Genomic DNA, 24236 nt, shown 5'->3' with positions numbered 1-24236 from the left:
CGGTTCGGAGCAATGGTGCCCGGCCGGTTCAGTGAAGGACATTATCCCATGAAGAAGACTCTCGTTGCCACCCTCTTTGCAGCCGCTGTCCTTGGCGGGATCGCCCATGCCGAAGAAGGTGGCAAGTGCGGCTCCATTCCGCAGGACAAGTGGATGACCAAGGACGCGATGAAGGCCAAGGCCACCGAACTCGGTTACGAGGTCCGCCAGGTCAAGGTCGAGAACGGCTGCTACGAAGTCTACGGCATCAAGGACGGCAAGAAGGTCGAGGTTATCTTCAATCCGGAAACCGGCGCGGCTGTCGGTGCCGATGGAGACGACTGATGTCCGAAGCCGCTGAGCACATGCCCGGCGCCGTGGCCGGCCGCGATATGCGGCCGGCACGGATCAAGGTCTGGGATCCCGTCGTCCGGCTGTTCCACTGGTCGTTGGTCGGCTTTTTCGCCTTTTCCTTCGTCACGGGCGATGAATGGAAATCGGCCCATATCGTCTCCGGCTACATCATCGGCGGCCTGGTTGCCATTCGCGTTCTCTGGGGCCTTTTCGGCTCGCAACATGCCCGCTTCGTGAACTTCATCTACAGCCCGTTCACGGTGCTGCGTTTTCTGGCGGATACGGCCGGAATGCGGGCGAAGCGCTATATCGGACACAATCCCGCAGGCGGTGCGATGGTGATCGCACTGCTCGTGATGATCGCCGGCATTGTCACCACCGGCTACATGCAGACTACCGATGCCTATTGGGGCGTCGAATGGGTCGAGGATACCCACAAGACACTCGTCTATGCGACGCTCGGGCTGATCGGACTGCATATCGCCGGTGTGGTGCTCGCCAGTATCGAGCACCGGGAGAACCTCGTGCGCGCCATGGTAACAGGCTGGAAGCGTCGCGACTGAACTTTCACGGTCGGCAGTGGTTTCGCGTGAACACGGCCGGGAAAGAAGCCCGGGCGGCGAGAGCCGTCCGGGTTTTCCGTTGTGCGGGAGTCCCTTACCGGTCTTCCTTCATGTCTAGATGAAATTCGGCTGAAGCGAGGGGAGAGCCGTTCACCAGCAGTTCCAGCCGGTGAAGACCTGGATAGTAGACGCGGGTGGTAATAGGACGGAAGGCATGGCGCCGGTCGAGATCTGTGGCCTCACCCGGTCCAAGCGTCAGGCTTGTGCCCTTGAAGACTTTCGGCGAAAGAGAGCCGTCCTTCTTGCGATGATGGATCGCGTAGTCGATCAGCAGGCGCTGGGCCTTGCCCGACCCATTCGACAGCCGGACGGCGAATTCCAGAGTTCCGGGAAAGCCGATCTCGGCCTGCCTCAACGACAAGCCGGCGGCGATATCCTCGGCAGCTTCGAAGCCGAAGCTTGCGAGTGCGCCGGCATGTCCTTTCTTGACCAGCGTCCGCGATGCATGCCGCAGCAGCCACAATCGTTCCGGCGAGGCATCCTGCCGGTGGCGCGCAACGAAATCCGCGACGAGATCGGGGTGATCCTTGGCGATGTCGTTGAGGCTGTTTGCCACCGAGCGGCGAACGTAATCCTCGGGGTCGTCGAGGAGCGGGATCAGGATCGGCATCAGGGGTGACGGGTCGCGGATCAGTTCCGGCAACCGCATGGCCCAGGGCAGGCGGGGGCGGGTGCCTTCACTGGCGAGACGCCGCACATGATGGTTCGGATCGGAGATCCAGCCAGAAATGATCGACAGCGCTCGCTGTCGATCGGCGGCGATGAACGGGCGGATGCCGAATTCCGCGGTGAAATGCGGCGTCAGCGCCTTCAGGAGATCGAGCGAGGTTTCCAAATGCCGGATGCCGTTTGCGCCGATATACTGGTTGAAGGCCAGCAAGGCCCAACCGCTCAGGCCGGGCTGGTTGTCGCCGGGAAGGCAGTCCCGCAGGATGACGGCGCTTTTCGCAAAATCCTGCGGCAGCAGCCGGGTCATGGCGGTGGCGACCGATTGGCTGCGCTGCATCAGTTCAAGGCTGTCGAGATCCGGCAGGATTTCCGCCAGGAAGGACTGGTGATCGAATTGCGGCCATGCCCGCGACAGCGCCGAGGCTGTATCGCGGATGACGGTTTCTCCGATCAGGTTTTTCAACGGTTCGGGCATGGCTCTCAGAGGCTGTGACTGGTGTGAAAATGCTGCATCAGGGAGACGGAGACAATCGCCGCCATGTAGGGCGCGAAGGCCGGGTCGGTCCGCACTTTCTCCGCAGCGGCGTCGGCGGCTTCCCGGCTTGCCCATTCCACGATATCGGCGATCTGTTCCGGCCGGTCGTTCGCCGTAAGGGCCTGCCAGCTTATGAAACCGGGGTAATGACGAACGGCTTTCATCGCGGCTTTCCGTGCCTTTTCCGCCTCCGGTTCGTCGGCGATAGTGCAGACAGCGATTTCGAAAATGGTGGTGTCGGTCATGGCGATATCGGTCATGGGATGCTCCTTGTCTGTCGATGCGCTTGACCTATCACATGGCTACTGACAGCCTTATGGCCACTGCAATCACCGAGGCTCGATCATGCGTCCCGCCGACCGCCTGTTCCGGATCATTCAGCTGATGCGCTCCACCGGCCGCGCCATGACGGCCGACGAGATCGCCATGAAGATGGAGGTGGCGGCGCGCACGATCTATCGCGACATGCAACACCTTATGGCCTCGGGCGCACCAATCGAGGGGGAGCGTGGCGTCGGTTACATGTTGCGGGAGGTTTTCGACGCGCCGCCGCTGACTTTCACCTTCGAGCAGCTCGAGGCATTGGCCTTCGGCCTGCAGGCGGCGCAGATCCTCGGCGATCCGCGGCTCGGTCAGGCTGCCCGCGAGGCACGCGAGAAGATCGTCGGTCTCCTGCCGGCGGAGCATGCCGCGCGACTTGCCAGCGCCCAGATCCATGCCTTCCGTTCGGCGGCACAGCCCGCGCCCCCGGCCTGTCTCGGAGATATCAGGGGCGCGCTTTCGGCACGGCGCAAGGTGTGGATCTCCTACCATGCCCTGACGGGAGATCGCAGCGAGCGGACCGTCCGGCCGCTGGCGCTCAGCGCCTTCGGGGCGCTGTGGCTGATGACGGCATGGTGCGAGAAGCGCGGAGAGTTCCGCGATTTTCGCCTGGACCGGGTGGAGGAGTGGAAGGTGTCGGCCGAGCGGTATGAACTTCAGCCGCACCAGACCTATGACGTCTATCTGGAGCGGCTGCAGGCCGGCTGATCAGAAGTCGGTTGCGACGCCGCCTTCCGCCTTGCGCTTCGCCACGAAGGCGTCCAGCTCCTCCTCGATTGCGGGATCGAGCGGCGGACGCTCATAGCGGGCGAGCGCTTCCTTGTAGATGCGGTTTGCGTGATCGTAGGTGGTCGGTCGGCCGGCTTCCGTCCATGTCTCGTAGTTGCGCCAGTCGGAAAGGAGCGGCGAATAGAAGGCGCTCTCGTAACGGGCGAGCGTGTGGGCGGTTCCGAAGAAGTGTCCGCCTGGGCCGACGTCGCGCACGGCGTCAAGCGCCAGCGCATCGGCGCTGACATCGAGCGGCGTCAGGAATTCGGCGACCATCTGCAGCATGTCGACATCGAGGATGAACTTTTCGAAGGAGGCGGTCAGGCCGCCTTCCGTCCAGCCGGCGGCATGCATGATAAAGTTACCGCCGCCCTGCGTCAGCGCCCAGAGTGACAGCGCCGATTCGTAGGCCGCCTGCGCGTCGAGGGTGTTGGAGGCGTTGGTGTTCGAGGTGCGGTATGGAATGCCGTAGCGGCGGGCGAGCTGTCCGCCGGCAACGACGGCTTTCATGTATTCCGGCGTGCCAAATGCGGGCGCGCCCGTCTTCATGTCGACATTCGAGGTGAAGCCGCCATACATCACCGGCGCGCCCTTGCGCACCATCTGGGTGAAGGCGATGCCGCACAGCGCTTCGGCGTTCTGCTGAACGAGCGCTCCGGCAATCGTCACCGGCGCCATGGCGCCTGCAAGCGTGAACGGGGTGATGACAACCACCTGATTGCGCGACGACATCTCGATGATGCCCTGAAGCATCGGGCCGTCGAGCCTGAGCGGCGACGACGAGTTGATAATGGTGAAGAGCGATGGCTCCTGTTCCATCTGCTCCGTGCTGATGCCACGGGCGATTCGGGCGATTTCCAGTCCGTCGAGGTTACGCTGTTTGCCAAGCGAATAGGCATGGAACGGCTTGTCGGTGAGCTTTGCCAGATCCGACAGGCAGTCGAGGTGGCGGATCGAGGCGTGGATATCGACCGGTTCCACCGGATAGCCGCCGGTGGTGTGGATGATGTCGTAGCACTGGGCGAGCTTGATGAGCTTGCGGTAGTCTTCCTGGTTTCCGGCGCGGCGGCCGCCTTCGCGGTCGGCGACGAAGGGGGCGGAGGCGACCTGGGCGAAGACCAGACTGTTACCGCCGATCGCGACATTGCGGGCTGGATTGCGCGCGTGGAGTGTGAATTGCGATGGCGCCGATGCGATCATATCCATGATGAGGCCGCGATCGAAACGGACACGCTCGGTTCCCTCGGTCACGGAGGCGCCGGCGCGGCGCATGATCTCGCGGGCCTCCGGCAGGATGATGTCCATGCCGATTTCTTCGAGAACCGTCAGCGAGGCCTCGTGAATGTCATCGAGCGCCTGCTGGTCGAGAAGCTCGGTCTTCGCAAGCCGGTTGACGAGGTTGCGATATTTCGGAGCACCAGCCGGACGCTGCCGTTCAGCCCCGCGTCCACCACTGCGACGCCGGCGCTCGGCCGGCGCGGAGAGGGTTTCAGTCTCGGGCAAGGCAGGCGGTGTAATGTCGCTCATGGTCTATCCATTGTGTCATCATCGACATGAATACTATCCGGGTTCCTCTCGTAGATGACATAGCCAATTGCGACGAATGACTGGCTTAACTGGGACAGTCGTCATGTCGTATCGGGGTGAGATGGAGGTGGACGGGTGAGTCGGTGGAGAATGGTCGGCGTCGTGCGGGCGGTGTTGGTTACGAAGCGTTTACCATTCGAAGTCATGGTCGTTTCAGGGGTGCATATTGAATACGGGTGGCGATTTGCTGAGACTAGCCTGCGAGAAGATCGCCGAGCTCGACGTGCCGGCCTTCGTCAAGGACAGCGAGTTGCGTTATGTCTCGGTCAACGAGGCTTATGCCCGTTTCATGCGCGTCAATCCGCGAGACATTGTTGGAAAAAACGATCAGGAAGTCTTTGGTCCGGCGGAATATCTCGACCGCGATGACCGCGAACGCCGTGCGCTGGTATTCGGGGAGGATGAGCGCGCGCTGGTCCTGAATCCCGGCGGATCTCAGCGGGTTGCCCTGAAGGTCGAGCGCTTTCTTGATGAAGACGACAGCATATTCCTGTTCGGCATGACCGAAGGAATGCCGAGGCGGGTCATCGAAGGCCGATCGCCATCGGCCCCTGTGTCGTCCACTACGGACCGGACAGAGCTCCTCCGCATGATTCTCGAGGACCTCCCGACTGCGACCTTCGTACGCGACAGCGACCATCGGATGGTCTTCGCCAACGATGCCTATGCGGCGATCGTCAACATCGAACGGGACGATCTCATCGGCAAGGACGAGTGGGAAACCTTCGGCGACAAGGCCGGCGCCTATCATGCCGATAACAGCGAGGTTCTGCAGGGCGGAAAGATATTGCAGACGGAGCAGGTGTTCCGTTTCGTCGACGGTTTCGAACTCCCGGCTATCACCCGCAAGAACCGGATCACCGTCAGCAACGGCAAGCACTACCTCGTCGGCTCCATCACAGACACCACCGCGACCAAGATACGCGAGAGGGAACTCATTGAAGCGCGCGGCGAGGCGGAAGCATTGCACAGGCATCTGGAAAGCCTGCTGAAGTCTTTGCCGGTCGGTGTCATGATTCTCGATGACGGCTTCGTGGTCGAATACGTCAACGACGCCTTTTGCGACATGCTGGAAGCCGAGGACGGATATCATCCCGTGGGACGCCCATATCGCGCGTTTCTGGAGTATAATTTCGGACGTGGTCGTTACGGTGATACGAGCCTTGTCGATATCGACGCGATCTACAACGCGCGCATCGCGCAGTTTGACGAGGATGGCAACAGTGTCACCTCGCAGGCGGAAACGCCCGGTGGGCGCGTTCTGGCCATCAGGAGCCGGCGATTAGCCAATGGCAAGGTCCTTATGACCTATTCCGATGTCACGCAACTGCACCAGCGCGAGCAGGAGACCATCCTCTACCGCACGGCGATAGAGCACCTTCCTGTCCCCGTCTTCATCCGCGATAGCGATCGCCGGCTGATTTTTGCCAATGCGGCCTATGAAACCATGCAGGGCAAGCCGCGGGAAGAATTCCTAGGCATGCGCGAAGACGAGATGTTTCCGCATTCCGGCAAACAGCTTCGCGTCGAAAACGAACACGTGCTTGCGACGGGCGAAAGCTTCGAGCGTCCGCAGGACATCGTGCTGGCAGATGACGCTCCGGCATCGGTAATAACCCGCCTCAACCGCATCGTCACGCCGGATGATCATCGCTATATCGTCGGCTCGATTACCGATGTCTCTTTGCTCAAGGCCCGCGAGCGCGAACTGGTAGAGGCCCATGCGCGGGCCGAAAAGCTCTATGCAGACCTGCTCAGTGTTTTCCAGATCATGCCTGTCGGTGTTGCGATCCTCAATCGCGACATGATCGTGGAATTCGCAAACGACAAATGCGCCAAGATCTGGTGCTGGGAGGAGGACGTTCCCTTCGAAGGCATGCCGTTCCGCTATTATTGCGAACTCAACCGCCAGCGCGGCTGGCTGTGGCCCGATATGGAGTTCGAGGAAGGCTTTCAGAAGCGGGTAGAGGAGTTTCGTGCGCTCGAGGGTACTGTCGTGCGCGACCTTGCTTATGGCGACGGCAAGTATGTGTTGAGCACCGTTACCCGGCTGAACGACGAGAAGATTCTCCTCACTTATTCGGACCTGACCGAGGTGCGCCGTCGCGAACTGGAGATCAGCGAAGCACGCGCGCAGCTCGAACGGCTCGGACAGTTCATGCAGGACGCCACCCGTGTCATGTCCCAGGGGCTGGTGGTGATCGAGGACGGCGTGATCATCGAAAGCAATGATGCCCTCGTGCGGATACTGGATCTGCCGCCGCTGATGGTCGAGAAGGGACAGAGCTGGCACGCCGCCTTTGCCTATTGCGCCAAGCGTGGCGATTTCGGACCGGACGCAATGTCCGCTCTTCGTGAGTGGCAGGAGAAGGTGCGTTCGGCGAGCGGCGTTTCCACGACCTTTCTCGCCAACCGGACGACCTGGGTCCAGATGGAAGCGACCGTCAGCGGCCGCGGTCACTGGATGGTCGTCATGACCGACGTTACCGAGATCAAGAAGGGCGAGGAAGAACTGAAGGTCCTGCTCGCGCGCAGCGAGGCGGCGGACAAGGCGAAATCCGAATTCCTCGCCAATATGAGCCACGAGATCCGTACACCGATGAACGGCGTTCTCGGTATGGCGGAGCTTCTTTCTAAGTCGGCACTGGATACGCGGCAGAAGACATTCGTCGACATCATCGTCAAGTCCGGCAACGCGTTGCTGACCATCATCAACGACATCCTCGATTTTTCCCGGATCGACGCAGGCCAGTTGCAACTGCGCAAGACGCCGTTCGATCCCGTCGAGGCGATCGAAGACGTGGCGACGCTTCTGTCCGCCTCCGCCTCGGAGAAGGACATCGAACTCATCGTGCGCGGCGACGCGACGGTTCGCCATATGGTGGTCGGCGATGCCGGGCGCTTCCGGCAAGTCGTTACCAATCTCGTCGGTAATGCGATCAAGTTCACCGAGAAGGGGCATGTGCTGATCGCCGTGTCGAGCGAGGCGCTGGCCGAGGGGCGCACGCTGCTGACGGTGCAGATCGAGGATACCGGAATCGGCATTCCCGCTGACAAGCAGGTATCGATCTTCGAAAAGTTTTCGCAAGTTGATACCTCGTCGACCCGACGGCACGAGGGAACGGGTCTGGGGCTTGCCATCACGGCCGGCCTTGTCGACTTGTTCGGCGGACATATCGATGTGCGGAGCGAGCTAGGCAAGGGGTCGGTGTTTACCGTCCAGCTGCCGTTTGTCATGGCAAGCGAACGGCATAAGCATAACGCCATGCCGGTCAATGTCAGAAACGCCCATGTGCTCGTCATTGACGATAACGCCGTCAACCGTCAGATCCTGACGGAACAGTTGACGATGTGGGGCTTCGATTGCCTCGCCGTTGAAAGCGGCCCGGCCGCACTGTCGATACTGGAAGAAGCCGCTCATGTCGGCGTGGTCATCGATGCGCTGATCATCGACTACCAGATGCCGTTGATGAACGGTGTCGATGTGGCGCGTCTCATCAGGGCGGATCGTCGCTTCGATGCCAGCGCAATCATTTTCCTGACGTCGATGGATATGCTCGGCGACGAGCGCATCTTTCAGGAACTCAATGTTCAGGCGCATCTGATGAAGCCTGCAAGGGCCAATCTCTTGCGCAGCGCCGTCATCGATGTGGTTCGCGCAGCGCGGTTGCGTGCACATGCCGGGCGTTTTATGGCGCCGGCACCTATCCCCGCCCGTGTCTCTGCTGCGGCTTCCTCTGCGCCGTCGGTCGCGACTTCGGAACGCAAGGAAGAGCGAGAGGCACCTGTCGCAAGTACCTGTGATGTGCTGATTGCCGAAGATAACGAGGTCAACCAGATTGTCTTCCGTCAGATCATGCAGGCGACGGACCTGACTTACCGGATCGTGGAGAACGGCCGCGAGGCGGTGGACGCGTGGCGCTCGCTTTCCCCTCGGCTGATCCTGATGGATGTTTCCATGCCGGTGCTGAACGGTCATCAGGCGGCGCGAACCATCCGTGAGGAGGAGCGCGCGCTCGGCGACGGGCAGCATGTTCCGATCATTGGCGTCACGGCCCACGCGCAGGATCTCGATCAGGAACTCTGCCTTGCCGCCGGTATGGACGATTACATGCCGAAACCGATCAGCCCGGAGAGCATGCAGCAGAAGATCAATCAGTGGCTGTCTTCGCAGTCGTCGCGCGGTGCCCTGGAGGCTGGTGAGTGAGGTCGGCTATTCGTCCGGCCTGACACCGCAGAGCATTTCGCGCTTTCCCGCGAAGCCCTTTCTTCTTTCCACCGCAAATCCCGCGCCCGCAAGATTACGGCGGACGAAACCCGCCGCCGCATAGGTCGCAAAGGTGCCACCGGGAACGGCGTGGTCGAACACCGCCTGCATCAGTTCCCGCGACCACATGGCCGGATTGCGGGAAGGGGCGAAGCCGTCGAGAAACCAGGCGTTGAAGGTGAGCGGGCTTGCCGTCAGATTCTGCATGGCGTCGCCACAAATGACGGTCAGGCGCGTCTCGTTGTCCAATGCGATGTCAACAGCATCCTCGGGCGTTGCGGGCCACAGGTCGACGAGCACCTTGCGTTCCATATCGATTTCCGGCCAGCGGGAAAGCGCCCGGTCAAGCTCTTCGGCCTTCATCGGATAAAGCTCGAAGGAAACGAAGTGCAGGGCGGAGCCTGCAGTTCGGGTTTCCTTCCAATGGCGCCATGTCTCGCAGGCATTGAGGCCGGTGCCGAAGCCGAGCTCGCCGATGCGGAAGGTGCCGGAACCCGTCCAGCGGTCGGGCAGTCCATTGCCGGAGAGGAAGACATGGCCGCATTCCAGCCGGCCATCGGTCTGGCAATAAAAATGATCGCCAAAGGCGGTCGAATAGGGCATATCGCCCTCGTTCCAGGTGAGGCTCTGCCCCTGGCTCGCATCCGGCCCTTCGGTCGGCGATATCGTGTGGGAAGCTGTCATGGTCAAATCGGATACTGCCGCGCCGCAATCAGGTCAATTGCGCGTCGAGCTGTTGATCGTTGGCGGCGGCATCATGGGGCTCTGGGCCGCGCTGCATGCGGAGCGCCAGGGCATCGATACGCTGCTGGTCGATGAGGGGCCGCTTGCCCGCGGCGCGAGCGGGGGATTGCTGGGCGCGCTGATGCCCCACATGCCGGATCGCTGGTCGGAGAAGAAGCAGTTCCAGTTCGATGCGCTTATCGGCCTTGAGGAAGAAGTCGGACGTATGGAAGCCGAGACCGGGCTGTCGGCCGGTTATCGTCGCAGCGGCCGGCTGATTCCGCTGCCGAAGCCGCACCTGAGGGTGATTGCCGAACGTCATTGCAAGGATGCGGAAACGCACTGGCATCATGGCGCTCGTTCATTCTCCTGGACACCGCTCGATGCCTCGCCGGCCGGAACCGACTGGCCTTCGGAAGAGTTCATGGCGGCGGGCATCGTCTACGACACGTTTGCCGCGCGGGTCTCGCCGCGCAGCCTGACCGCAATGCTCACCGCTCGCCTGAATGAGGCCTTGCACGTCCGCATCATCGAGAATTCCGGGGTCGCTCTTCTCCATCCCGAGACCCACATCGCCCGGCTTTCGGATGGTCGGACGGTTGCCTTCGGGCACTGCATCATCGCGGCGGGACACAGGTCTTTCCCCATGCTCGAGTCGCTCGGAGCGCCGCTTCCGCTGCCGCTCGGTCAACCGGTTAAGGGGCAGGCCGCCTTGCTGAAGGCGGATATCGATCCCGCCTTGCCGCTGCTTTATCTCGATGGTCTCTACATCGTGCCGCATGAGGGCGGTTATGCCGCCATCGGCAGCACCAGCGAAGACAGGTTCGACGATCCGGGCTCGACCGACGAGCAGCTCGAAGAGCTGATCGGTCGGGCGAGGGGGCTTGCACCGGCGCTCCGCGATGCGGAGGTGGTCGAGCGCTGGGCCGGGCTGCGGCCCAAGGCGATCGATCGCGACCCGATGGTGGGACCGCATCCCGATCATCCGCGCATTCATGCGCTGACCGGAGGTTTCAAGGTCAGTTTCGGTCTTGCGCACCGGCTTGCGGAGGCTGCAGTCGCCGGCATCGCAGGGCGGCTGGAGAATGATGCCAACGGGTTGCCGCAATCCTTCACGCTTCATCATCATATCGTGATTGCTGCTCGCAATGCGTGAGGCTGGGACAGGTCTCTCGTCGTGATCCTGTCATGCAAATCACCTACCTCCGTGTTGTAACGTCGATTGCTAAAATTGGCGACGAACAAGAGGGTGAGGTATTCGCATGCGCTATGCCATACATTTCACGCCCCCTTCGGGCGACCCGCTGACGCTTGCTGCCGCAGGCTGGCTCGGGCGCAATGTCTATTCCGGCGAGGCCGTCGAGCATCCCGCCCTGCGCGGTCTCGGGGTGCACGAGATTGCCTTTCATACCGCCTTGCCGCGTCGTTATGGCTTCCACGCCACGCTGAAAGCTCCCTTTCATCTGCACAGCGACCTTGTCGAAGCCGCCATGCTTCGCGACCTGATGCGTTTTGCCGGAACGCTGGAGCCCTTCGAACTGCCGCGACTCGAAATTGCCCGGCTCGGGGATTTCTTCGGCCTCGTGCTGCAGCGTCCGTGTCCTGAACTCGACTATCTGGCCGCCGCCGTGGTGCAGGAATTCGACGCCTTCCGGGCGCCGCTGACCGAAGCGGAAATCGAGCGGCGCAATCCGGAGGGGCTGTCGGCTCCGCAGTTCGCCAATCTCTATCGCTGGGGCCATCCTTACGTGATGGACGAATTCCGTTTCCATATGCCGCTCACCGGTCCGTTGGCGCCTTTTGAATTCCCCCGGATAGAAGAAGCGCTGCGGGCGCATTTCGCGCCAGTCCTGTCCGAACCGGTGGATTTCTCCAATCTCGCCCTGTTTGTCGAGAAGGAGCCGGGAGCGCCGTTCCAGGTTCACTCGCTGCATCCGATGGGACGCATTTCCGCCCGCAAGATCGCCTGAATGCCGGTTCAGTCGCGGGTCGGTGAGGGGTGTCGCCAAAAAGGCAACGCCCCGCTCTTTCGTTTCCATCTCGACATCGGCCTTCACGCTGCTTACCGTTTGCGCAACGCATTCAGGCGCGTCGCGATCTTCCGGATTCGCTCCCGCGTTGCAGTTGTTGTTCTTTTCCGATGTCGTGTCCTGTGAGCAGGCAAACGCTCGCGCGGCATGTCTCCATAGGGTGATTTGATGCAGACCGATACCTATCCGCGCGACCTCGTCGGCTATGGCCGCAACACTCCAGACCCGAAGTGGCCCGGTGATGCCCGCATCGCCGTGCAGTTCGTTGTCAATTACGAAGAGGGCGGCGAAAGCTGCATTCTTGACGGCGACAAGGCCTCGGAATGCCTTCTGTCGGAGATCGTCGGTGCGCAGCCCTGGGGCGGACAGCGCAATCTCAACATGGAATCGATCTACGAATACGGCTCGCGGGCCGGTTTTTGGCGTCTTTGGCGGATGTTCACCGAGCGCAGTGTGCCGGTGACCGTTTATGGCGTGACGCTCGCCATGGCACGTAACCCGGAAGCGGTCGCGGCGATGAAGGAAGCCGGATGGGAAATCGCCAGCCACGGTTATCGCTGGCTGGAATACAAGGATTTTTCCGAGGAGGAGGAGCGCGAGCACATCCTCGAGGCGGTGCGGCTGCACAAGGAGTTGACCGGTTCCCATCCGCTCGGCATGTATCAGGGCAAGCCCTCCGACAACACGCTCAGGCTCGTCATGGAAGAGGGTGGTTTCGTTTATTCGTCGGACTCTTACGCTGACGACCTGCCCTACTGGGTGAAGGGTATCGACGGCAAGCCGTTCCTGATCATCCCCTATACGCTCGAAACCAACGATATGCGGTTTGCGACGCCGCAGGGCTTTAACTCCGGCGACCAGTTCTTCACCTATCTCAAGGACGCCTTCGACGTGCTTTATGAAGAGGGCAAGGCCGGCAGCGCCAAGATGCTGTCGATCGGGCTGCATTGCCGCCTTGTGGGCCGTCCGGGCCGGGCCGCGGCACTCGCGCGTTTCATTGATTATGTGCGGTCACATGACAAGGTGTGGATCCCTAAGCGTATCGAGATCGCCGAGCACTGGCACAAGAACCACAAGCCGACGTGGTGAGCACATGGTGACGCGAAACAACTTCATCTCCACCTTCGGCGGCGTGTTCGAGCATTCTCCCTTCATAGCCGAGCGGGCCTTCGAGGCCGGGGCAATCAGTGAGCCGCTGACGGTTTCGAGCGTGCATGCCGCGCTCGCCGAACAGTTTCGCAAGGCCAGCGAAGCCGAACGGTTGAGAGTTCTGCGGGCGCATCCCGATCTCGCCGGGCGTCTGGCCGTTGCCGGCGAACTGACCGAGGAAAGCCGCAGGGAGCAGAGCGGTGCGGGCCTTGATCGGCTCAGTCCCGAACAGTTTGCGCGGTTTACCGAGATCAATTCCGCCTACACCGAGAAATTCGGCTTTCCGTTCATTATCGCGGTGACAGGCCTCACCAAGGAAGACATTCTTGCCGCTTTTGAGACGCGCATAGACAACGATCGCGAAACTGAGTTTGCGACCGCCTGCGCGCAAGTGGAGAAGATCGCTCGCATTCGCCTTGGACACCTCCTGCCGGAGAATGTCTGAGGCCCCGCAGCCCCCGTGCAAACGAGTATTCTTCACCCGGTCTGCGTGAGGCCGGCGTGGAGTAGTCCTGATGTTCTCAAAGGAGTTTATCGCGCTGGCGGGTTTTCGAAGCGGATCGACGGTGGGCCGACGATAGTTCCGGCCGGAATGTTATATGCTTCCGGAGATTGGAAGCTGAAGATGTTCCGCAAATGAAGGTAGACCGTTCAAGCCATCTATTGTCGGCAATTTTATCGCCGAGCGAGGATTGTCGCCCTTGTTGCTCTCACTCTGATGATGGCGCAACGCTCCACGCCTCAAGAACCTTCAGGTCTGAGTGAGCAGGGCATTCTGGCGCGCTTGCTACTGCTTGCGCGCCTCATCCACTTCGCGGATCGCTTCCTCGTGATACCAGCTGCCAGCGCCGCTTTCGTAAATCACAGGGCGTGAGCGTCCGTCGCGCTCGCGAATTTCCATCATCTTCTGAACGTTTCTTACCGGGAACTGCAGGATCTTCGCCGATTCCCGAACCATGTTCGTTGTCATGCTTCTGCCTTTCGTTGTTCATCGGTTTTCAAGTCCGATGACATTCCCTAACAGGTTTTTAAATGAGATGCACACGAAAAGTGCAAAATGCATAAAATATAGGCATTTTTGGGCTGAAAACATGCGTGATTGCGAAATCATCACATTCCAGCATGATGCCCGCGACACAGGAGAACACGGTATGGCTGTGTCATGTTCCCACACAATAAGCTGAAACTGTTAAGGATTCCCGCTGTCGATCCACAGTCACAGGGCTTTGCGGGTGCGTCATTGTGTCAGCCGAATGACGGTTTGCATCAGTTGGCATGCTTCCTGCTTCTATGAAAACGACTCGCCGGACAACCGGAGAATCGCCCCCTCTGTTGCGCTCCATGGGCGGGCGCTTGACTGAAGAGAGACCAAGAATGACCAAGTACAAGCTCGAGTATATCTGGCTCGATGGCTACAAGCCGGTGCCGAACCTGCGTGGCAAGACGCAGATCAAGGAATTCGACAACTTCCCCTCGCTGGAAGAGCTTCCCTATTGGGGTTTCGACGGCTCGTCGACCGAGCAGGCCGAAGGCCGTAGCTCCGACTGCGTTCTCAAGCCGGTTGCCATTTATCCCGATCCGGCCCGCAAGAACGGCGCTCTCGTGATGTGCGAAGTCATGATGCCGGACGGTGTTACCCCCCATCCGTCGAATACCCGTGCGACCATCCTCGACGATGAAGATGCATGGTTCGGTTTCGAGCAGGAATACTTCTTCTACGAAGACGGCCGCCCGCTCGGCTTCCCGGAACACGGCTACCCGGCTCCGCAGGGTCCGTACTATACCGGCGTCGGCTACAAGAACGTCGGCTCCATCGCGCGCCAGATCGTGGAAGAGCACTTGGACCAGTGCCTCGAAGCCGGCATCAACCACGAAGGCATCAACGCCGAAGTGGCAAAGGGTCAGTGGGAATTCCAGATTTTCGGCAAAGGCTCCAAGAAGGCCGCCGACCAGATCTGGATGGCTCGCTACCTGCTGCTGCGCATCTGCGAAAAGTACGGCATCGATATCGAATGGCACTGCAAGCCGCTCGGCGACACCGACTGGAACGGTTCTGGCATGCACTGCAACTTCTCGACCAAGTACATGCGCGAAGTTGGCGGTAAGGACTATTTCGAACGCCTGATGGCGCAGTTCGATAAGAACCTGATGGACCACATCAACGTTTACGGCCCGGACAACCACATGCGTCTGACCGGCAAGCACGAAACGGCTCCGTGGAACAAATTCTCCTACGGCGTTGCCGACCGTGGCGCCTCCATCCGCGTTCCGCACTCCTTCGTCAAGAACGATTACAAGGGCTATCTGGAAGATCGTCGTCCGAACTCCCAGGGCGACCCCTATGCGATCGCTTCGCAGGTCCTGAAGACGATCTCGGAAGTTCCGTTCGCTGCTTCTGCAGCAGCCTGATCTTCGAAGATCGACCATTGATCACGACAGCGCCGGTGAAAGCCGGCGCTGTTTTCGTCTGCGGCCTGCCGCGTTTTGGTGAGGTTCCCGATTTCCTCCGGTAGGGCGCTTCCACAAAGCGTGTTGTGACTGCTCGAATTCTCTCTGCATATTTGGGCTTATGCCCTTGTCCTGAAACTGGTTCCCACTTTTGCGGGACATGCTCTATATTGCCCAAAACGGAGGTTCGGTCATGCGGCCATCGGAAGTGCTGGATAAAAACAGGCAGGCGATCCGCGAGGCGAGTGAGCGCTTCAATGCGGCGAACCCGCGTGTCTTCGGTTCGGTGGCGGTCATATGACTCCAGAGCAGCGTTTTCTCGAAGATCTTCGCGACATGCAGGAGGCGGCCTCCGAGGCTGTCGGTTTTGTCAAGGATGTGACCGGAGAGGCATTCGAGCGGGATATCCTGATCCAGCGCGCGGTTGCGATGACCTTCGTGCTGATCGCCGCCGCGGCTGCGAGGGTACTGGCCGGCTCTCCGTCTGCCGCTTCCGAATATCCTGACATCGACTGGCGGAAAATCAGGGGCTGGCGCGACATGGTTGTCCATGAGCACGAACCACTCGACTGGCGACTGGTGTGGGACACCGTTCAAGCCGACCTGCCGGCACTGATCCGCCAGATCAACCAGCTACGCCATCCGCATATTCAGGGAGAATGACTCCTGTTGTCCGACATGCTTTCCATCCAGCCTCTTACCCCCGAAGAATTCGCTCCTTTCGGCGAGGTGATTTCCGCCAGGCCCGAAACAATGCGCCTGATCAATGGCGGCACCACGGAGCGGTTTCATGCGCTGTTTTCGCCGGAGGTAACGGGCGAAGGGGCACGGGTTATCGTCAACATCTTCCGCGGCCAGCCGCGCGCCTTTCCCTATCAAGTCGGAATGATGGAGCGGCATCCGTTCGGCAGCCAGAGCTTTTCGCCGCTCTCCGGTCGGCCGTTTCTGGTCGCCGTTTCACCCGATGAGGATGGCAGGCCTGGACGTCCGCAGGTCTTTCTGGCGCGACCCGATCAGGGCGTGAATTACCGGCGTAACGTCTGGCATCATCCGCTGATGGCGATAGGGGAAATCTCGGATTTTCTGGTTGTCGATCGTGACGGGCCGGGCAACAATCTCGAAGAGTTCTTTTTCGACACGCCTTTCGTGATTCTGGAGCCCCATCTATGACCGGCCTTACCACCCATGTCCTCGACACCGCGCTCGGCAAGCCGGCGGAAGGCCTGAAGATCCAGTTGATGCGGATCGTGGGCGAGGATGCCGAGCTCGTGACCACCGTGATCACCAATTCCGACGGTCGCGTCGATGGCGGACCGATCCTTTCGGGCGAGAGCTTCCGGGTCGGGCAGTACGAACTGCTGTTCCATGCCGGCGACTACCTGAAGGCGCAGGGTGCGCCGCTCACTTCGCCCCCGTTCCTCGATGTCATCCCGATCCGCTTCGGCATCAGCGATTCCGAGGCTCACTATCATGTGCCGCTTCTGCTTTCGCCCTATGGCTATTCCACCTACCGGGGTAGCTGATCGATGATCTTCGCTGCAATCGCCGATGTCCACGGCAACCATCTGGCGCTGGAAGCCGTGCTGGAGGATATCCGCCGGCAGGGGATTTCCGAGATCGTCAATCTCGGGGACAGCTTTTCCGGTCCTCTGAACGCCGGTGCCACGGCGGATCTGTTGTTGCCGCTCGGGGCTGTGAGTGTTCGGGGAAACCACGATCGGGCGCTGATTGACAGGTCGTTCGAGGAAATGGGTGATTGGGAGCAGCCGGTTTTTCCGCAGCTCACCACGGACCATCTCGACTGGATCCGCGCGCTGCCGTTCAGCGAGGTCTATCGCGACGAGGCCTATCTCTGCCACGCGACGCCGCAGGACGATAACACCTACTGGATGGAGACGCTTTCGCCGGATGGCATCTTCCATCTGAAGCCGCTCGATGAAATCGAGGGGCTTGCCAATGGTATCGAACAGCCGCTCATTCTCTGCGGTCACAGCCATATCGCGAGGGCTGTCCAGCTTTCCGGTGGCCGCCTTATCGTCAATCCGGGCAGCGTTGGTTGTCCGGGCTTCGATTATGACCAGCCCTTCTATCACAAGGCCCAGCAGGGCACGCCTTTTGCGGCCTATGCCGTGCTGGAAAAGACCGGCCGTGGCTGGCAGCCGACCTTCCGGCAGGTACGCTACGACAACGAGGCCGCAGCCGAAATGGCAGCAGCTCATGGCATGGCCGATTGGGTCAGCGCGCTTTCGGGCGGCTGGATCGCCTGAAGAAAATTTCAGATTCCGTCGAATAGAAGCACCCTCCGGGGTGTTCACCTCCTGCAACGCCGCATGATCGCTTCCGCCGAAAGAGTTCGGCGCGGGTTCATGCGGGGAAATCAAACTCGCAGCGTCCGCCGTTCATCGTAGGTGGCTTCCGGCGCTGTCGTATTTGCAGAGGATCAAGCCATGCCCCGCGTTCAAAAGCTTCGCTTTGCCACCCTGTCCGCCGTCTGCCTCTTTTCCGTCGCCCTTGCCGGTCCCTTATTCGCGGCCGGTGGTTATGGAGGTGGGTCTGATTCCGGATCGGAGACGACACCCGTCTGCAAGAAGGGCAGCGTCTATGACCGGAAGTCGCAGAAATGCGTCAAGCAAAGCGGCGCCAATCTCACGGATGAGAACCTTGCGGATTATGCCTATGCGCTGGCGAAGGCCGAGCGATACCAGGACGCCCTCGATGTACTCGATACGGTGAAGGATCAGAATTCCCCTGTAGTACTGAATTATCGTGGTTACGCTACCCGCAAGCTCGGCCGTCTCGATGAAGGCATCGGCTATTACCTGAAGTCCGTGGCCGCCGACCCGCAATATGCGCAGGTGCGGGAATATCTCGGTGAGGCCTATGTCCTGAAGGGCGAGATAGAGCTGGCCAAGGCGCAGTTGAAGGCGATCTCAGGGCTTTGCGGCACCTCGTGCGAGGAATATCGCGACCTCGATGCCGCCATCAGCGCGGCTCCGAAGATCTGACGCTAGAGCGCCGTGCGTCCATTTGGACGCACGGCGCTCTAACATCTTGAATCTACGCATTGAGCTTTCCGAATATCGATCCCGATTTTCGGGCCGATGCGCTAGGGAGCAGATGACGGGTCGGGCCACGATTTCGTGGCTCCGTCTGTCGTCAAATCGGTATCTTGCCAATGTCGAGCCTATCCTGTGATTATCCGCTGAACAGCGCCGCCCCCTCATCGCAACAGGACCGGGCGATCGCGCCCGTTTTATTCACGGGGAGGGAGGCTGCCATCGCGAGCGAGGCGGATGTGCGAAACGGTCTGTCGGCGAATCTGAGCCGGCTGTGGCGATATGCCTTCGTGCTGTCGCGTCGGCGGGACATGGCCGACGATCTGGTGCAGCAAACTTGTGTCCGGGCGCTGGAGCGGGCGGCGCAGTTTGTCGCGGGTTCGCGGATCGACCAGTGGCTTCTCGCCATCCTCCATTCGATCTGGCTGAACGAGGTCCGGGCACAGCGGGTGCGCGAAGGGGCGGGGCTGGCCGACGCCGCCGACGTTCTTTCCTTCGATGGCCGGGCGGAGGCAGACCGCAAGGTCATGGCCAATCAGGTCATGCGTCTCGTCGATGCCCTGCCGGAGGCTCAACGGACCGCCGTGTTTCTGGCCTATGTCGAGGGGCTGTCCTATCGCGAGGTCGCAACGATCCTGGGCGTGCCGGTCGGAACCATCATGAGCCGATTGGCGGCGGCGCGGGCAAAGCTTGCAGAAGCCAGGGGGGAGGAGGGGCAATGACCGAGGAAGACATCATGCCATCGGACGAACTCCTGACGGCCTTCATCGATGGAGAACTGGACGGCGATGAGCGCGACCGCATCGAGCGCCTGCTGGAACAGGACGCAGGTGTTGCCGAGCGGCTGGAATTCCTGATGCGCGCCAATCTCGATTATCGCCATTCGTTCGCGCCCCTGCTTGGGGAAGCGCCAGTTGGGCGATTACAGTCCATGCTTGTGGCGATCAATATGAAGCCGCAGCCGATCATGGTCGGCAGTATCAGTCGCCGTGGTCTTCTCGGCGCCATCGCTGCGTCGGTGATGGCCGGTGTCCTTGTGGGGAGGGTCGGTCTTGATTGGTTCGAGAAGGATGGAGAGGGACCGGAGGAGTGGCGAGGCCGTGTGGCGCAATACATGTCACTCTACGATTCACAGACACTTTCCAGAGTACTACCGACGGCCGCCGAGCAGGCGGCGGAGCTTTCGGACATCAATCGGCGTCTCGACATGCGGATGACGCCTGAGCAGCTTGATTTCGACGGTCTCGACTACAAGCGCGCGCAGGTTCTGGCCTATGACGGCAAGCCGCTGGCCCAGATCCTTTATCTCGATCCGGATAGCGGCCCGCTTGCCTTCTGTATCGTTCGCTCGGATGGAAAACCCGCTGCGATGCGGACAGAGCAACGCAATGGCATGACCGTCGTTCACTGGGCGGATGGCAGCCATGCGTTGATGCTGATCGGGCATGCGCCCGAGACACGCATGCTGGATCTGGCGGAGGCGCTGGCCGACAGGCTCTCCGCCTGATGTCAGGTGCCCGATCTGTTGTCAGTACGGGTTTTCCGCGAGGATCCGGCGATCGATGTCCTCGATCCGTCGCTTGCCGCAGAGCGCCATGGTCGTGTCCATCTCCTTGCGGATGATTTCCAGTGCCTTGGTGACTCCGGGCTTGCCCATGGCGCCGAGGCCGTAAAGGAAGGGGCGGCCGATAAAGGTTCCCTTTGCGCCGAGCGCCACGGCCTTCAACACGTCCTGACCGGAGCGGATGCCGCCGTCGAGATGGATTTCTATCTTGTCGCCAACGGCATCGACGATCCTCGGCAGCATGGAGATCGAGGAATGCGCTCCATCGAGCTGGCGGCCGCCGTGGTTGGAAACGACGATCGCATCCGCACCCGTCTGTGCGGCGAGCGTCGCGTCTTCGGCGTCGAGAATGCCCTTGATGATGAGCTTGCCGCCCCAGCGTTCACGGATCCACTCGACATCCTTCCACGAAAGCTGGGGGTCGAACTGTTCCGTGGTCCAGGCGTTGAGGGAGGCGAGATCGGTTACGCCCTTGGCATGGCCGTGGATGTTGCGGAAGGTGCGGCGGCTGGTCTGCAGCATGTTCCAGCACCAGCGCGGGCGGGTCGCCATCTGGTAGAGATGCTTCGGCGTGAGCTTCGGTGGCGCGGACAGGCCGTTGCGCAGGTCCTTGTGGCGCTGGCCGAGGATCTGAAGGTCGGCGGTCAGCACCAGCGCCGAGCATTTCGCGGCCTTGGCGCGGTCGATCAGGTTCATCACGAAATCACGGTCGCGCATGACGTAGAGCTGGAACCAGAACGGCTTTTTGGTCACCGACACCACGTCCTCGATCGAGCAGATGCTCATGGTCGAAAGCGTGAATGGGACGCCGAATTCCTCGGCTGCCTGCGCGGCCAGCATTTCGCCATCGGCATGCTGCATGCCGGTAAGTCCGGTCGGGGCAAGCGCCACCGGCATCGAGACTTTCTCGCCGATCATCGTGGTTTCGAGCGAGCGGCCGCTCATGTCGACCAGTACGCGCTGACGCAGCTTGATCCTGGAAAAATCCGACTCGTTGGCCCGATAGGTGGATTCTGTATAGGAACCGCTATCGGCATAATCGAAGAAAAGCTTCGGAACGCGACGCTTCGCCAGCGCCTTGAGATCGGCGATTTCGAGAATAGTGGACACTTCTATTGCCTTTAGTTGGAAATTAGCGACAGAGAGCCATCAGAAATGCTCTCCGGAGCGAAAGGGACCGACCCTTATGCCGGCCGCGACGAGATAGGCGGTAGACCAGCCGATCAGTAGGAAACCGTTCACGCCTTCCAGTCCCGCCAGCATACGCCACTCGGGATGAGGAAAGACGTCGCCGTAGCCGATGGTCGAGAAGGTGACGGTGGAAAAATAAAGCGATGTCGTGAAATCGTTGAAAAAACCGATCTCATGGAAGGTTAGCGCCCAGAGCCACACTTCGGTCGTCAGCACGGCAAATATGCCCAGTACGACGGTATTCATCGCCAGGATACGGCTGCGGCGGGCATGCAGGCGCATATGCGCCGTGACCCAGCTCATTGCGTGTGTGACCGCCATGAGGCCAAAGGTGTGGATGATAACGGTCAGCGAAATGACCAGCGTTCCGACCGCTAGATTGAGAAAGAGCTGCAGCACGTTTCGACCAGTCTTCAGGTATGGCGGCTAGCTTCTGCCCTTCACGGCGCATCCGGCCACATAGGTTTCGACCACCGAGCGGTCGTCTCCCAACGTCTGCAGCAGAAAGAGTTCTTCCGCAAGGGTTTTGACCGTTTCCATGCGCAGCGCCATGGCGGGCGTGGCAGCGGAATCGAGCACGATGAAATCGGCATCGGTGCCGATCTCCAGCGTGCCGATACGGTCCGAGAGCGACAGCGCCTCGGCATTGCCGAGTGTCATCAGGTGGAAGCTTTCCAGAGGGTTGAGGCGTTCTTCCTGCAACTGCTGGATCTTGTAGGCCTCGTCCATGGTCTTGAGCATGGAATAGCTGGAGCCGCCGCCGATGTCGGTTGCCACCGAGATGCGCACCGGCTTGTCGCGGCGCTGGTAGCGTTTCATCGGGAAGAGGCCGGAACCGAGGAAGAGGTTGGACGTCGGGCAGTGGACGGCGATCGAACCGGCTTCCGATATGGCGTCCGCCTCCCGGTCGGAGAGGTGGATGGCGTGGCCGAGCAGGGTCTTGCGGCCTAGCAGGCCGTAGCGGGCATAGATATCCGTATAGTCGGTCGCTTCCGGATAGAGCGAGCAGGTGAAGTCGATCTCCTCGCGGTTTTCCGAAAGATGCGTCTGGATGTGGAGTTCGGGAAATTCCTCGGCCAGCGCCTGGGTGGCGGCCATCTGCTCCGGGGTGGAGGTGATGGCGAAGCGCGGCGTGATGGCGACGTGGTTGCGGCCCTTGCCGTGCCAGTCGGCGATCACCTGCCGCGTCTCGTCATAGGCCATCTGAGGGGTGTCCAGCAGACCTTGCGGGGCATTGCGGTCCATCATCACCTTGCCGGCGACCATCAGGCTGCCGCGGCGAAGGTTCTCGGCGAAGAAGGCGTCGGCGGAGGCCTTGTGCACGGAGCAATAGGCGACGGCGGTCGTCGTGCCGTTGCGGAAGAACTCGTCGAAGAAGTGCCGGGCGATACGTTCAGCGTGGGCGGTCTCGACGAAGCGGCATTCCTCGGGGAAGGTGTAGGTGTTCAGCCATTCCAGCAGGTTGGCGGCATAGGAGCCGATCACCTGCATCTGTGGAAAATGCACATGAGTATCGATCAGGCCGGGCAGGATGAGATGCGGCCGATGATCGATTTCGATGGCATCGGGGGCTGCTTCGGCTTTCACGGAGGCGTAGTCACCCATTGCGGCGATCCGGCCGTTCTCGACCACCAGCGCGCCGTCGCTCTCATAACGGTAGCTTCCCTCGTCGGCCACGCTTTCGGGCGTGCGGAGGAAGGAGAGAAGGCGGCCGCGATAGAGGGTGGCTGTCATTGGCTGCTTTCCCCGGAGACTGAGCTTTCATACCAGGCAACGAGAAGCGCGCGTTCTTCGGCGCTGACCTCGGTGATGTTGCCGGGCGGCATGGCATGGGCGCGGCCGGCCTGCAGATAGATCTCGCGGGCGTGTGCGGCGATCTCGGCGTCACTTTCGAGCTTCACGGATTTTGGCGCACGCGCCACGCCGTCCCAGACGGGCTCCGCGGCGTGGCACATGGAACAGCGGCTGGCGACGACGTCCTTCACGGCCGGGAAATGAGCGTTCACGGCGAAGCGCTGGTAGACGGGAGCCACCGATACTTCATCTTCCGAAACGGGCTTCTGCACGGTCGAAAGCCAGATGATGACGATGAACAAAACGGTCGTGACCATCCAGGTCCAGAGCGGGCGGCCCTTGCGGGCATGAGTGGTGTTGAACCAGTGGCGGATGGTGACGCCCATCAGGAAGACCAGCGCGGCGATGATCCAGTTGTAGGCGGTGCCGAAGGCCAGGGGATAGTGGTTCGACAGCATGAAGAAGATGACGGGAAGCGTCAGGTAGTTGTTGTGCAGCGAGCGCTGCTTGGCCTGTGCCCCGAGCTTCGGATCCGGCGTGCGGCCGGCGATGAGGTCGGCGACGACGATCTTCTGGTTGGGAATGATGATGAAAAAGACATTGGCCGACATGATCGTCGCCGTGAAGGCACCGAGATGCAGGAAGGCAGCGCGGCCGGTGAAGATCTGGGTGTAGCCCCAGGCCATGGCGACCAGCACGACATAGAGAAATGCCATCAGGCCCCAGGTGTTCTTGCCAAGCGGCGACTTGCACAGGAGGTCGTAGAGTACCCAGCCGACGCCGAGGGACGCGAGCGAAAGGCCGATCGCTTGCCACTGGTCTACATCAAGGACATGGCGGTCGATCAGAAAGAGATCGGCGCCGCCGTAATAGACCACACAGAGCAGGGCGAAGCCCGAAAGCCAGGTGGTATAGGCTTCCCATTTGAACCAGGTCAGATGTTCCGGCATGGAGGCCGGCGCGACCAGATATTTCTGGATGTGGTAGAAACCGCCCCCGTGAACCTGCCATTCCTCGCCGTAAACGCCTGCAGGCAGGTGGTCTCGCTTCACGAGGCCGAGATCGAGCGCGATGAAGTAGAAGGACGAACCGATCCAGGCGATGGCGGTCACGACATGCAGCCAGCGAACGGCAAAGGCAAGCCATTCCCAGGCTATGGCAAATTCATACATGGAAAA

At 60.8% G+C, this 24236-nt stretch carries 25 protein-coding genes and 1 pseudogene; 17 read left to right on the top strand and 9 right to left on the bottom strand.

The genetic code is table 11. From position 1 onward, the window contains the following. Positions 1 to 48: 48 nt before the first annotated feature. Together H4I99_RS06825 and H4I99_RS06820 are read left to right on the top strand one after the other, a co-directional pair. Complete coding sequence (locus H4I99_RS06825) at positions 49 to 324, top strand: PepSY domain-containing protein (RefSeq protein WP_163900347.1); 276 nt, start codon at positions 49 to 51, stop codon at positions 322 to 324. Continuing rightward, entirely contained in the window at positions 324 to 896 is a 573-nt protein-coding gene (locus tag H4I99_RS06820) for a cytochrome b/b6 domain-containing protein (RefSeq protein WP_244624930.1), read from the top strand. Before H4I99_RS06825 ends, H4I99_RS06820 begins: the two co-directional genes overlap by 1 nt. Before the next feature lie 94 nt (positions 897 to 990). Here H4I99_RS06820 and H4I99_RS06815 read toward each other — a convergent pair whose 3' ends face one another. Both H4I99_RS06815 and H4I99_RS06810 read right to left on the bottom strand, forming a co-directional pair. Continuing rightward, positions 991 to 2100 carry a DNA alkylation repair protein gene (locus tag H4I99_RS06815; RefSeq protein WP_163900345.1) on the bottom strand — a complete coding sequence of 370 codons (1110 nt, stop codon included), beginning with the start codon at positions 2098 to 2100 and terminating at the stop codon, positions 991 to 993. A 5-nt stretch (positions 2101 to 2105) separates the two neighbouring features. Next, entirely contained in the window at positions 2106 to 2420 is a 315-nt protein-coding gene (locus tag H4I99_RS06810; RefSeq protein WP_163900343.1) for a hypothetical protein, read from the bottom strand. Between the two features lie 85 nt (positions 2421 to 2505). Here H4I99_RS06810 and H4I99_RS06805 point away from each other — a divergent pair, with 85 nt between their 5' ends. Then, positions 2506 to 3189 (top strand): helix-turn-helix transcriptional regulator, encoded by a 684-nt coding sequence (locus tag H4I99_RS06805; protein WP_163900341.1) that lies wholly within the window; start codon positions 2506 to 2508, stop codon positions 3187 to 3189. Here the strand turns inward: H4I99_RS06805 and H4I99_RS06800 are convergent, their stop codons facing one another. Continuing rightward, positions 3190 to 4776 carry a trimethylamine methyltransferase family protein gene (locus H4I99_RS06800; RefSeq protein ID WP_163900339.1) on the bottom strand — a complete coding sequence of 529 codons (1587 nt, stop codon included), beginning with the start codon at positions 4774 to 4776 and terminating at the stop codon, positions 3190 to 3192. It abuts the gene before it with no gap. Positions 4777 to 5002: 226 nt separating this feature from the next. Between H4I99_RS06800 and H4I99_RS06795 the strand changes: the two genes are divergently transcribed. Beyond that, positions 5003 to 9043 carry a PAS-domain containing protein gene (locus H4I99_RS06795; RefSeq protein WP_163900337.1) on the top strand — a complete coding sequence of 1347 codons (4041 nt, stop codon included), beginning with the start codon at positions 5003 to 5005 and terminating at the stop codon, positions 9041 to 9043. A 6-nt stretch (positions 9044 to 9049) separates the two neighbouring features. On the opposite strand, the gene mnmC2 is transcribed toward H4I99_RS06795, so the two are convergent. Then, positions 9050 to 9787 carry a tRNA (5-methylaminomethyl-2-thiouridine)(34)-methyltransferase MnmC2 gene (gene mnmC2, locus H4I99_RS06790; RefSeq protein ID WP_163900335.1) on the bottom strand — a complete coding sequence of 246 codons (738 nt, stop codon included), beginning with the start codon at positions 9785 to 9787 and terminating at the stop codon, positions 9050 to 9052. On the opposite strand from mnmC2, the gene H4I99_RS06785 reads away from it, so the two are divergent. The 4 genes from H4I99_RS06785 (at position 9786) to uraD (ending at position 13450) form a co-directional block, all read left to right on the top strand. Then, entirely contained in the window at positions 9786 to 10982 is a 1197-nt protein-coding gene (locus tag H4I99_RS06785) for an NAD(P)/FAD-dependent oxidoreductase (RefSeq protein ID WP_163900334.1), read from the top strand. The genes mnmC2 and H4I99_RS06785 overlap by 2 nt on opposite strands. A gap of 106 nt (positions 10983 to 11088) precedes the next feature. Next, entirely contained in the window at positions 11089 to 11796 is a 708-nt protein-coding gene (locus H4I99_RS06780) for a DUF1045 domain-containing protein (protein WP_163900332.1), read from the top strand. Positions 11797 to 12024: 228 nt separating this feature from the next. Then, on the top strand, positions 12025 to 12945 hold the full coding sequence (puuE, locus tag H4I99_RS06775) for an allantoinase PuuE (RefSeq protein ID WP_163900330.1): 921 nt from the start codon (positions 12025 to 12027) through the stop codon (positions 12943 to 12945). Between the two features lie 4 nt (positions 12946 to 12949). Further along, on the top strand, positions 12950 to 13450 hold the full coding sequence (gene uraD, locus H4I99_RS06770; protein ID WP_163900329.1) for a 2-oxo-4-hydroxy-4-carboxy-5-ureidoimidazoline decarboxylase: 501 nt from the start codon (positions 12950 to 12952) through the stop codon (positions 13448 to 13450). 342 nt (positions 13451 to 13792) lie between these two features. On the opposite strand, the gene H4I99_RS06765 is transcribed toward uraD, so the two are convergent. Continuing rightward, positions 13793 to 13975 (bottom strand): DUF2735 domain-containing protein, encoded by a 183-nt coding sequence (locus H4I99_RS06765; RefSeq protein WP_163900327.1) that lies wholly within the window; start codon positions 13973 to 13975, stop codon positions 13793 to 13795. A 404-nt stretch (positions 13976 to 14379) separates the two neighbouring features. Between H4I99_RS06765 and H4I99_RS06760 the strand changes: the two genes are divergently transcribed. The 9 genes and pseudogenes from H4I99_RS06760 (at position 14380) to H4I99_RS06720 (ending at position 20016) form a co-directional block, all read left to right on the top strand. Beyond that, entirely contained in the window at positions 14380 to 15414 is a 1035-nt protein-coding gene (locus H4I99_RS06760) for a glutamine synthetase beta-grasp domain-containing protein (protein ID WP_163900325.1), read from the top strand. Between the two features lie 232 nt (positions 15415 to 15646). Next, positions 15647 to 15745: pseudogene (locus H4I99_RS06755) on the top strand (nucleotidyltransferase); the annotation flags it as partial. Between the two features lie 5 nt (positions 15746 to 15750). After that, on the top strand, positions 15751 to 16116 hold the full coding sequence (locus H4I99_RS06750) for a HepT-like ribonuclease domain-containing protein (protein WP_163900323.1): 366 nt from the start codon (positions 15751 to 15753) through the stop codon (positions 16114 to 16116). A 15-nt stretch (positions 16117 to 16131) separates the two neighbouring features. After that, the gene (locus H4I99_RS06745; RefSeq protein ID WP_425314365.1) at positions 16132 to 16623 is read left to right on the top strand and encodes an ureidoglycolate lyase; all 492 of its coding nucleotides are present in this window, start codon (positions 16132 to 16134) and stop codon (positions 16621 to 16623) included. Then, a complete protein-coding gene (gene uraH / locus H4I99_RS06740; protein WP_163900320.1) occupies positions 16620 to 16976 on the top strand; it encodes a hydroxyisourate hydrolase in 357 nt (118 codons plus the stop codon). The genes H4I99_RS06745 and uraH overlap by 4 nt, the downstream gene beginning before the upstream one ends. Positions 16977 to 16979: 3 nt before the next feature. Continuing rightward, positions 16980 to 17720: a metallophosphoesterase family protein gene (locus H4I99_RS06735; protein WP_163900318.1), complete on the top strand. Its 741-nt coding sequence runs from the start codon at positions 16980 to 16982 to the stop codon at positions 17718 to 17720. Between the two features lie 180 nt (positions 17721 to 17900). Continuing rightward, positions 17901 to 18458, top strand: a complete 558-nt coding sequence (locus tag H4I99_RS06730; RefSeq protein ID WP_163900316.1) for a tetratricopeptide repeat protein — start codon at positions 17901 to 17903, stop codon at positions 18456 to 18458. Positions 18459 to 18628: 170 nt separating this feature from the next. After that, positions 18629 to 19231, top strand: coding sequence for an RNA polymerase sigma factor (locus tag H4I99_RS06725; protein WP_163900314.1), 603 nt, complete (start codon positions 18629 to 18631; stop codon positions 19229 to 19231). Continuing rightward, on the top strand, positions 19228 to 20016 hold the full coding sequence (locus H4I99_RS06720) for an anti-sigma factor family protein (RefSeq protein ID WP_163900312.1): 789 nt from the start codon (positions 19228 to 19230) through the stop codon (positions 20014 to 20016). Before H4I99_RS06725 ends, H4I99_RS06720 begins: the two co-directional genes overlap by 4 nt. Positions 20017 to 20037: 21 nt before the next feature. Here the strand turns inward: H4I99_RS06720 and H4I99_RS06715 are convergent, their stop codons facing one another. Genes H4I99_RS06715 through H4I99_RS06700 form a run of 4 tightly spaced genes read right to left on the bottom strand, consistent with a single transcriptional unit; the run spans position 20038 to position 24230 of the window. Next, positions 20038 to 21183 carry an alpha-hydroxy acid oxidase gene (locus H4I99_RS06715; RefSeq protein WP_163900311.1) on the bottom strand — a complete coding sequence of 382 codons (1146 nt, stop codon included), beginning with the start codon at positions 21181 to 21183 and terminating at the stop codon, positions 20038 to 20040. A gap of 39 nt (positions 21184 to 21222) precedes the next feature. After that, complete coding sequence (locus tag H4I99_RS06710) at positions 21223 to 21663, bottom strand: potassium channel family protein (protein WP_246225615.1); 441 nt, start codon at positions 21661 to 21663, stop codon at positions 21223 to 21225. Positions 21664 to 21690: 27 nt separating this feature from the next. Next, a complete protein-coding gene (guaD, locus tag H4I99_RS06705) occupies positions 21691 to 22998 on the bottom strand; it encodes a guanine deaminase (RefSeq protein WP_163900309.1) in 1308 nt (435 codons plus the stop codon). Beyond that, positions 22995 to 24230 carry a urate hydroxylase PuuD gene (locus tag H4I99_RS06700; RefSeq protein ID WP_163900307.1) on the bottom strand — a complete coding sequence of 412 codons (1236 nt, stop codon included), beginning with the start codon at positions 24228 to 24230 and terminating at the stop codon, positions 22995 to 22997. The genes guaD and H4I99_RS06700 overlap by 4 nt, the downstream gene beginning before the upstream one ends. Positions 24231 to 24236: the final 6 nt, after the last annotated feature.

Source organism: Paenirhizobium daejeonense (assembly GCF_014280875.1).
GTDB lineage: Bacteria > Pseudomonadota > Alphaproteobacteria > Rhizobiales > Rhizobiaceae > Allorhizobium > Allorhizobium daejeonense.
Note: the sequence above shows the minus strand (reverse complement) of the source record. Positions and strands in the feature narration are given on the sequence as shown.

Coding starts and splice junctions, on each gene's coding strand:
- H4I99_RS06825 (WP_163900347.1), top strand. CDS start 49: ATGAAGAAGACTCTCGTTGCCACCCTCTTTGCAGCCGCTGTCCTTGGC.
- H4I99_RS06820 (WP_244624930.1), top strand. CDS start 324: ATGTCCGAAGCCGCTGAGCACATGCCCGGCGCCGTGGCCGGCCGCGAT.
- H4I99_RS06815 (WP_163900345.1), bottom strand. CDS start 2,100: ATGCCCGAACCGTTGAAAAACCTGATCGGAGAAACCGTCATCCGCGAT.
- H4I99_RS06810 (WP_163900343.1), bottom strand. CDS start 2,420: ATGACCGATATCGCCATGACCGACACCACCATTTTCGAAATCGCTGTC.
- H4I99_RS06805 (WP_163900341.1), top strand. CDS start 2,506: ATGCGTCCCGCCGACCGCCTGTTCCGGATCATTCAGCTGATGCGCTCC.
- H4I99_RS06800 (WP_163900339.1), bottom strand. CDS start 4,776: ATGAGCGACATTACACCGCCTGCCTTGCCCGAGACTGAAACCCTCTCC.
- H4I99_RS06785 (WP_163900334.1), top strand. CDS start 9,786: ATGGTCAAATCGGATACTGCCGCGCCGCAATCAGGTCAATTGCGCGTC.
- mnmC2 (WP_163900335.1), bottom strand. CDS start 9,787: ATGACAGCTTCCCACACGATATCGCCGACCGAAGGGCCGGATGCGAGC.
- H4I99_RS06780 (WP_163900332.1), top strand. CDS start 11,089: ATGCGCTATGCCATACATTTCACGCCCCCTTCGGGCGACCCGCTGACG.
- puuE (WP_163900330.1), top strand. CDS start 12,025: ATGCAGACCGATACCTATCCGCGCGACCTCGTCGGCTATGGCCGCAAC.
- uraD (WP_163900329.1), top strand. CDS start 12,950: ATGGTGACGCGAAACAACTTCATCTCCACCTTCGGCGGCGTGTTCGAG.
- H4I99_RS06765 (WP_163900327.1), bottom strand. CDS start 13,975: ATGACAACGAACATGGTTCGGGAATCGGCGAAGATCCTGCAGTTCCCG.
- H4I99_RS06760 (WP_163900325.1), top strand. CDS start 14,380: ATGACCAAGTACAAGCTCGAGTATATCTGGCTCGATGGCTACAAGCCG.
- H4I99_RS06750 (WP_163900323.1), top strand. CDS start 15,751: ATGACTCCAGAGCAGCGTTTTCTCGAAGATCTTCGCGACATGCAGGAG.
- H4I99_RS06745 (WP_425314365.1), top strand. CDS start 16,132: ATGCTTTCCATCCAGCCTCTTACCCCCGAAGAATTCGCTCCTTTCGGC.
- uraH (WP_163900320.1), top strand. CDS start 16,620: ATGACCGGCCTTACCACCCATGTCCTCGACACCGCGCTCGGCAAGCCG.
- H4I99_RS06735 (WP_163900318.1), top strand. CDS start 16,980: ATGATCTTCGCTGCAATCGCCGATGTCCACGGCAACCATCTGGCGCTG.
- H4I99_RS06730 (WP_163900316.1), top strand. CDS start 17,901: ATGCCCCGCGTTCAAAAGCTTCGCTTTGCCACCCTGTCCGCCGTCTGC.
- H4I99_RS06725 (WP_163900314.1), top strand. CDS start 18,629: ATGTCGAGCCTATCCTGTGATTATCCGCTGAACAGCGCCGCCCCCTCA.
- H4I99_RS06720 (WP_163900312.1), top strand. CDS start 19,228: ATGACCGAGGAAGACATCATGCCATCGGACGAACTCCTGACGGCCTTC.
- guaD (WP_163900309.1), bottom strand. CDS start 22,998: ATGACAGCCACCCTCTATCGCGGCCGCCTTCTCTCCTTCCTCCGCACG.
- H4I99_RS06700 (WP_163900307.1), bottom strand. CDS start 24,230: ATGTATGAATTTGCCATAGCCTGGGAATGGCTTGCCTTTGCCGTTCGC.